We start from the raw sequence: 7,259 nt of genomic DNA, 5'->3' as shown, positions 1-7,259 counted from the left end.
TCGGCCATGGTGCCCGCCGGCACGCCATGGCCTGCTTCCTTGAACAGCGCTTCCAGCTGGGGCCGCAGGCCGCACTCCGGTGACGACGTGACCCAGGGGATCGCGGCCAGCTCGGCCAGGGTCTTCGGTGCGGGTGTGTCCGCAAACCGCGGCGGCAGGACGGCGACGAGGTCACAAGCGGTCAGGCGCACCAGCTCCAGGCCCTCGACCTCAGCCTGGTCGCACAGTGCGTAGGCGCAGTCAAGCTGTCCGCGGCGCACGGCCTGCAGCGTGCGCATCAGCACCGCCTGGTACAGCTGCAGCGCCACCTGCGGGTGCTGCCCGGCCAGGCGCACGAACACGTCGCCCAGCCGCAGCGACAACGGATCGCTGACCGCTGACCGTGCCCGGGCTTGCCCACGGATCCGCACCGCGGCCGCCTGCATGGCCTGGGCCGCGGTGATCGTGCGCTGCGCCTCGACCAGCCGACAGCCGGGATTGCAGACAAACCGGCGTCAGGCTGAATAGCAGGAGTCGGCCAACTGCCGACGGAGAGCGTGCCTTTTCGACCGCCTCTTCAAGGCTGCAAGCCGCCCTTCGCTGACTATGTCGCTGGAGCTGGCATGTGCCCTTGGGAGACCGAGGCGTTGCGGCTAAACGGACTTGCGATGTGACCTGATGAAGGCAACCCTGCGACGGCACGTCGCTAGCGGCCCAGCTGGCGCCATAGCGCCGGCTCTACCGTTGCCGCGGCCATCAGGCCGCCCATGAACGCCGCCTGCACCCCCGGTCCCGTCACGTCCTGGCCCGCAAGCAGAAGGCCCGGCACCGGCGTTCGAAGCCTGAGCGCATCGCTGCTCTGGCGCTCGACGGACATCTCAACACCGTACATCGACCCTCCGACCGCGCGCACGAAACGCCGCTGTGTCAGCGGCGTGGCCGCCTCGTAGAAGCGCACCATGGGCGCCAGCGTCGGGAAGTGCCGGTTGAACTGCCCGAGCAGCCTCTGTGTCACCCAATCCTTGAACGCGGCGTAGTCATTGCTCAGCTGCGGTTCGTCAAGCCAGGTTGCGAAAGCTGCGCGGTCAACGACAGCCAGTACCTCAGCAGTCGGCGAGCCCTTCCATGCCGGATCCTTCAACGATGGAAAACTGATGAACAGTCCCGGCGCGTCCTCGTCCGCCGGTTGCCGCCAGACGCGATCGATATCCTCGCTGTCGTAAATCCAATGGTTGGCGGAGGTCGCGCCGGCGCCGGAGATGTCGCCTTCGAAGCCGATATACAGTGCCACGTAGCCCAGTCCAGGTGCGAGCCGGCTCGCCTGCTCACGCCACGCGGGTGCGACCAAGGCATCCAGACGGGCCAGTGTATTGGCGAGACCGATGTCGGAGATGACGTGCTCGGCACGCTCGATGGCCCGCGAGCCACCTTCCACCACCTCGACCCCGACCGCCCGCTCATTTTCGACGAGGATCTGTCGGACTTCGGCCCCGAGACGGCATTCGCCCCCCGCGGCGCGCACCGTGGGCAGCAAGCTTTCGGCGAAGCGCGCCGGCCCACCGACCGGGTAGTAGGCGCCACCGTCGTATGCCCCGGTCACCAAGGCGTGCTCGATGAACGGGGCGGTCGTCGGCGGTGCACCGTAGTCAGCCCAGCGGGCGCCGAGCACGGCGTGCAACCGCGGGTCGGCAATGTCCGCCAGTTGGTCAGCCAGCGTATGCCTGGACCACCGGTCGGCCTGCCTACCGCGTAGAAGCCGAAAGCCCCAGGCGATCCACGCCGGAAGGTCGTGCGACGCCATCAAGGCCATACCGGCCTTGCGAGCCTCATGGCAGGCGTGAAACCAATCGTCGATGGCCGCCCCCTCGCCGGGGAAGCGCCCGTGCAAAGCTGCACGATAGGCGGCCTCGGGATGTGGGATGCCGAATTCGAAGCCGGGCAGGTGCACGATGTCGTAGGGGTTGACGCACGGTGCGAATCGCAGCGATCCGTCGCCAAGCCATTCCAGCAGTCTGCGAAACTGGCCTTCAGGACCCTCCTGCGGGCCGACGCCGCTGACATAGTGCACGCCCGTGGCGAACACCCAGCCCTGTCGTCGAAACGTCTGCGTCTGCCCGCCCGGCACCGTGTGCTGTTCGAGCAGCAGCACGCGCTTGCTTCGCTTGGCGAGAGCTGCGGCGGCGGCCAGGCCGCCGATGCCGGATCCGACCACGATCGCGTCCCACATACCACCCCCGTCAACCAAGGCGCTCAGTCTTGGGCGCTCGGGCACCGTGGCACTTGATGGAACTCAATTTTTCGCGCTGCGAGTGATCTCGAAGGAAGCGGACGTGTTGCCGCAGGCGATGGACCGCCCTCGATGGCTTTCTGTACGGCTTGGCTCAAGCGTTGCCTGCCTCATGGCCGGAGTTCTGCCGTCTACGGCGCTGGTTGGGCGGCCGCTCCCGCTGCGAAGCGGGTGTTCCCAACGGCGAGTTGAATGCTGGCAACGGGCACAAAGCGGGATCTTGGTGAGATCGTCACTCCACCGCTGCCCACCCCTTTTCTGGCTGAGGCTGCGGATCTTCCAAGATGGGCGGCCATGGCGCCTTTAGTTCGACTGCGGCTTATCTCGACCAAGCGTCTGTGCCAGCGCGGCAGTCACCGCCACCAGGAGATTCAGCGCCCGCTGCGCCATGGTGCGCTGCTGAGCTGCGCCGGCGCGCCGCATGGCGACTTCTCGGCTCTCTGCAAGTCATGCACTGCACATTGCTGCGCGCTGCCGCCCTGACCGCGGCAGCCACCGGGGTGGGACCAGAAACACGGTGCCACCCTCCAACGCTCAGCAGCACGACGGCCTTGCGGTGAATCAGTCGGACCGGCTGCTGCCCATCCCGGCCAAAGCAAGCCCGGGCCTTCAGCCGACGTGAACGGCGCGCTCTGTTGGCTGGCGCGGCTCCAACGAAACTTCGGTGAAAAGCAGTGCCGCATCGCTCCAGTCGCACTCGGCCTCGACGCGCGTGAGCGCATCGACCGATGACTCTCCAAGGAGCTTGAATCTCGACTCGCTCGCAATCCGGTCGCGCTTGAAAAACGGCCTCAACAGCGACATTTCCTGCTCCTGCTTCTGAATCAATTTCGACTTCAACGGAATTGGCGTCGATTTCGATGACAGAAGAATGACGTGTCTTTGCGGCGTACCAAGGCAATGCCCCTTACCTGCGTGGCTGGCGTCCGGGGCAAGCCTGCTTCAACGCAAGCCCACCTCGCATATGGACACCGACTGTCACTGAACACCACCCCGGCGCGGCAGGCTCCCCAGGAAGGCAACGCATGGCAACCGCTGCCTGGAGTGCAGCGTGCCCGCCGCACTTCCTGTTCACTCCTGCAGCGGCGGGCTGAAGAGCGCGTTGGTGAGCACCGGGTCGCCAAGGTCCACGGCCGGCGCGGCTGGCGCCGGGGGCGTGGCCGCCGCAGGCGCAGCCACGGCGGCGGCCGGCACCAGCGTCCAGCCCTGGGCGAGCAGCCCCTCGTAGGCCAGGAAACGCAGCCGGTTGACGCGCTTGGGTCCCTTGTTGAAGCGCACCAGGTCGTCGTAGAGGCGCGGGTTGTCGTCGCGTGACATCTCGAACAGCATGCTCAGCGTCCCCTGCTCCTTGCCTGCGCGCGTGCTCATGCCGCTTCTCCCCCGCCGGACGCCGCCGCGTCGCCACCGGACGCCGCTGTCTCGGCGGTGGCCGAGCGCATGAAGTTCATGCCTGCGAGCTGGAAGCCGCGCACGTTGGCAAAGATCGGCTCGCGCACCTCGTGGATGCGGTGCCGCGGGAAGGCCTCCCGCACCGCCTTGCGGTACAGGAAGGCCCCGCCGCCCACCAGCACGATGTTCTGGAAGCTGTAGTCGGCCGGGATGCGCTCCAGCATCGCGCCCACCGCGCGCTGGGCGTGGGAGTGGGCGACGGGCATCAGGCGCGCGATGTCGAAGGGCTTCTGGTAGACCATCGGGCTCTTGCCGCTGCGCAGCGCCCGGTCGATGGCGTCGAAGTCGGTGTACGGGATGCCGATTTCGGTGCCGATGTCCTTGGCGATGACGCGCAGGATGTCGCTCACGCCGCGCGACACCGAGTCGCTGGTCTTGAGCACCAGCCGCATGCCGCGCGCCACGAGCCAGTCGAAGGTGCGGGCACCGGGATCGATGATCAGGCTCTGCTCGTGGGCGATCGTGCCCATGCGGCCGTGCGTGGCCGCGTAGTACAGCAGCGCGCCCTGCGGCTGCGCCACGGCGAAGGCCTTGCGCACCTGCACCGAGCGGCCGCCGCCGATGTCGTGGCTGCCCACCATCGCGCGCTCCAGCGCGGCCTTCTTCGCCATGAAGTGCCCGACCGGCAGGCCGACCACCAGCAAGTCGATGGCCGGCACCTTCATCAGCGCCAGGGCCCCGCGCAGCAGCGCCATGTACTCCGGCGTCTCGGTGTAGCGGTCGTGCAGGTGCGTGCCGCAGAGGTTGTCGCTGGCCAGCTCGACCTCGGGCCCGACCTCGTAGAACAGGCCGTTGACGGGGATGGCGATCGTCCTGCGCCGCTCGGCTGCCGGCAGCGTGGCCGGGTCGCGTGCGCTCGGGTAGGCGATCGACGGGATGACGCCGCAACGGATCTCGCTGCCCGAGACCCCGGTGACGAACTTGGTGTTGCCGAAGCCGACATCCACCGCCCTGACGACGTTGTCCATGGCGGGACTCCTCGATGGGTTGAAGAACGGCCAGCATTCGCCGGCCGCACAGGCCCCGCCATGCGAATGAAACGTCCTGGACACGGGCTTTCGCGCCCAGGTCCGGACGCTGCGGGAATCCGGTGCGGCTGCGGTCCGGCTGCCGGCCGACCTGCCGTGGCGGTCGGCGCTTGATGCTGCCGTCGCCGGGACCAGGGTCCCACCCGAAAGCGCCTCGTCAAGGACACGGTTCGCAGCGGGTGCTTCGGTGAGGCCTGCGACGGGGTTCTTGTGCGACCAGCGCGGAACCAGAGGCCGCATGCCGGGTTGTCAACCCAAGAGGAAGGACCGCCTCGAACGGCCTTTGTGCGAATACGCGCGGATAAACGCGCGAGTTGCGCCCTGGTGTCGAAAGCCCCCCGAAACCACTGCCCTTTCGACGGGTCCGCGCGCTCCCACGGGCGTCCACTGCAGTTTCTCCCACAGGCTCCTTGCCCTGGACACATCGCGTCGTCGAAAAGGCGTTGCGGTCGTTACCCGCCCATGCAGCACGCCGGCCGCTGTCGGCATGGCCGCCATCCCGATGGATGTCACGGCCCGAGTGGTTCCTTGCAGGCCCTGGGGCCTGCACGCCCACGCGCTGGGCGCATCCCGCTGGATGCGTCCCGGCGCAGAGTCCCGCGCCGGCCCCCGAGGCCGGCGCCGAGCTCCGCCTTCCTCGTCGAGCACGTGCCCGGCACCGCGCGCGGCCATGTGGCCGAAGGGCTCCCCGCGCGTCCCTCGCTCGTCAACCCGGACGCACCCTGGAGACACCGGTCAGGGGTGCAACCCATGCGGGTGGAAGGCGATGTCCGAGAAGAAACCGATCCGATGAGGCGACCAGGCCACTGTGCCAGGCACCGGTGGCGTCGACCCGGCAGCGGGTCATCGCCATCGCCCTCCCCCGCGATCGCCGAAATTCGTGCGCGGGCCGGATCAGCTGTCCATTTTTAAGACCGACCGGGCCGGCTCACGCGGAGCCGGCGAAGCCCTGGGTGGCGGCAGTGCGCTCGTGGTCGCGCACTGTCGTTGATGCGGCGACCACGCCCTGCCGGGGACCGGAGTCCACCCCGGCAGGTCCTCACGCGCGGACTCTGGCCGGCGCTCCGAAAGGTCGCGCTCCTGTCCAACGAGGAGGCCCTGCATGTCCAGGACACCGAAGAGCTCCAGCCGGCGCAGCATCCACAAGGGGGCCATCGCGCCCGGCGTCCACATCGGCCAGCCTGAACGCCGACGCGACTGGACCAGCGCCAGTCCGGCCGAGATCCTGGCACGCCATCCGCCCGGCAGGTTCAAGCCGCTGGAGGTGCTGGAGGTACTGATCAAGCTCTTCAACGCGAACCACACGGCGCTGGACAAGAAGGTCTCGCACAAGACCAGGCACGACCGTGCGGCGTTCCTGCGCCGCTTCTTCCGTGACCTCAAGGCCAAGGCCGGCTTCCGGACGCTCCCCGATCCGCGCAACCTGGGCTACCGGCATGTGCAGGCGATGGCCCGGGTGTGGCAGCAGGAGCGGCTGGCGCCGGCGACGATCCAGACCTACCTGAGCTTCCTGCGTGGACTGGCGCTGTGGCTGGGCAAGCCGGGCCTGGTGCGCGAGCCGGAGCATTTCGGGCTGAGGCCGGACGAGTACCGGCGCCACGAGGCCGCGGAGCGCGACCGCAGCTGGAGCGGCCACGGCATCGACGTCGACTCGCTGATCGAGCGGATCGCCGACCACGACCGCTACGTCGGGGCCCAGCTGGCGGTGATGCGCACGTTGGGACTGCGGCGCAAGGAGGCCGTGATGCTGCGCCCGCGTGCCTGCACCGTGCCTTTCGAGGCACTGGGACTGCTGGAGTCGGAGCGGGCAGCGGATTTCTACGTGCGCATCAAGGCGGGCGCCAAGGGCGGCCGCATGCGGCTGATTCCGCTGGATTCGCCGCTGCGCCTGTCGGCGATGGCCCGGGCCGAGGCCGTGGCCGAGCACGCCGACGCGCACCTGGGCAACCCCTCGCTGGATCTGAAGCAGAACCTGCGGCGCTTCAATAACGTGCTGGCCAGGTTCGGGCTGACGTGGCGTGAGCGCGGGGCGACAGGACATGGCCTGCGGCACGAGGCGGCGCACAGCGCATTCGAGGCGGTGACCGGCGAGCCTCCACCAGTCCGAGGTGGCGGCCCGCTGGCACCGGATGCCGAGCGCGCAGCACGGCTGCACGTAGCCGAACTGGCAGGCCATGCGAGGCTTCGGGCGTCCAGCGCCTACCTGGGGGCAATCCAGCGCCAGCAGCGACATCCTGTGCCACGACCAGCGCCCTCCCCAGTGGACGCCGTTTCATCCGATCCGCCCGTTCGGGTCCCGGAATCCTGAAACTGTCGCGCATGAGGAGCGAACCGTTGCATCGGTCTTGCCCAGAACCGGCCGCGAAGACTCCAGCCCATCATCGGCAGCGACCTTCCCGACCGGGAAGGTGCGGGCACGGATGACAGGACAACATGGAACGTGTCCATGTCTGGGCCATACGATCGGCTGTCAACGCATGGTCGCCGGCACATCACGGAACGGTGCCGGCAGCGCT

The 7,259-nt window shown here is 68.4% G+C and carries 6 protein-coding genes; 1 reads left to right on the top strand and 5 read right to left on the bottom strand.

Annotated features, from left to right (window positions below; all coding sequences use genetic code 11):
* The 5 genes from H537_RS45510 to H537_RS0125410 form a co-directional block, all read right to left on the bottom strand.
* Nucleotides 1-410, bottom strand: a 410-nt coding sequence (locus H537_RS45510; RefSeq protein ID WP_169517092.1) for a LysR family transcriptional regulator substrate-binding protein, incomplete at its 3' end; no start/stop codon positions are given.
* 275 nt (nt 411-685) lie between these two features.
* Complete coding sequence (locus H537_RS0125425; RefSeq protein WP_043459967.1) at nt 686-2,206, bottom strand: phytoene desaturase family protein; 1,521 nt, start codon at nt 2,204-2,206, stop codon at nt 686-688.
* 669 nt (nt 2,207-2,875) lie between these two features.
* Entirely contained in the window at nt 2,876-3,094 is a 219-nt protein-coding gene (locus H537_RS0125420; protein ID WP_029000090.1) for a hypothetical protein, read from the bottom strand.
* Between the two features lie 243 nt (nt 3,095-3,337).
* Complete coding sequence (locus H537_RS0125415) at nt 3,338-3,634, bottom strand: hypothetical protein (RefSeq protein WP_029000089.1); 297 nt, start codon at nt 3,632-3,634, stop codon at nt 3,338-3,340.
* The gene (locus H537_RS0125410; protein WP_029000088.1) at nt 3,631-4,683 is read right to left on the bottom strand and encodes a PRTRC system protein D; all 1,053 of its coding nucleotides are present in this window, start codon (nt 4,681-4,683) and stop codon (nt 3,631-3,633) included. The genes H537_RS0125415 and H537_RS0125410 overlap by 4 nt, the downstream gene beginning before the upstream one ends.
* A 1,162-nt stretch (nt 4,684-5,845) precedes the next feature.
* Here H537_RS0125410 and H537_RS45505 point away from each other — a divergent pair.
* The gene (locus tag H537_RS45505) at nt 5,846-7,051 is read left to right on the top strand and encodes an integrase domain-containing protein (RefSeq protein ID WP_051243244.1); all 1,206 of its coding nucleotides are present in this window, start codon (nt 5,846-5,848) and stop codon (nt 7,049-7,051) included.
* Nucleotides 7,052-7,259 lie beyond the last annotated feature (208 nt).

The sequence above is a fragment of the Azohydromonas australica DSM 1124 genome (genome assembly GCF_000430725.1).
Lineage (GTDB): Bacteria > Pseudomonadota > Gammaproteobacteria > Burkholderiales > Burkholderiaceae_C > Azohydromonas > Azohydromonas australica.
The sequence above is the reverse complement of the archived record's forward strand: the minus strand, read 5'-3'. Positions and strand labels throughout refer to the sequence as shown.

Excerpts from the sequence above, each read along its gene's own strand:
- H537_RS0125425 (WP_043459967.1), bottom strand. The coding sequence starts at position 2,206 with ATGTGGGACGCGATCGTGGTCGGATCCGGCATCGGCGGCCTGGCCGCC.
- H537_RS45505 (WP_051243244.1), top strand. The coding sequence starts at position 5,846 with ATGTCCAGGACACCGAAGAGCTCCAGCCGGCGCAGCATCCACAAGGGG.
- H537_RS0125410 (WP_029000088.1), bottom strand. The coding sequence starts at position 4,683 with ATGGACAACGTCGTCAGGGCGGTGGATGTCGGCTTCGGCAACACCAAG.
- H537_RS0125415 (WP_029000089.1), bottom strand. The coding sequence starts at position 3,634 with ATGAGCACGCGCGCAGGCAAGGAGCAGGGGACGCTGAGCATGCTGTTC.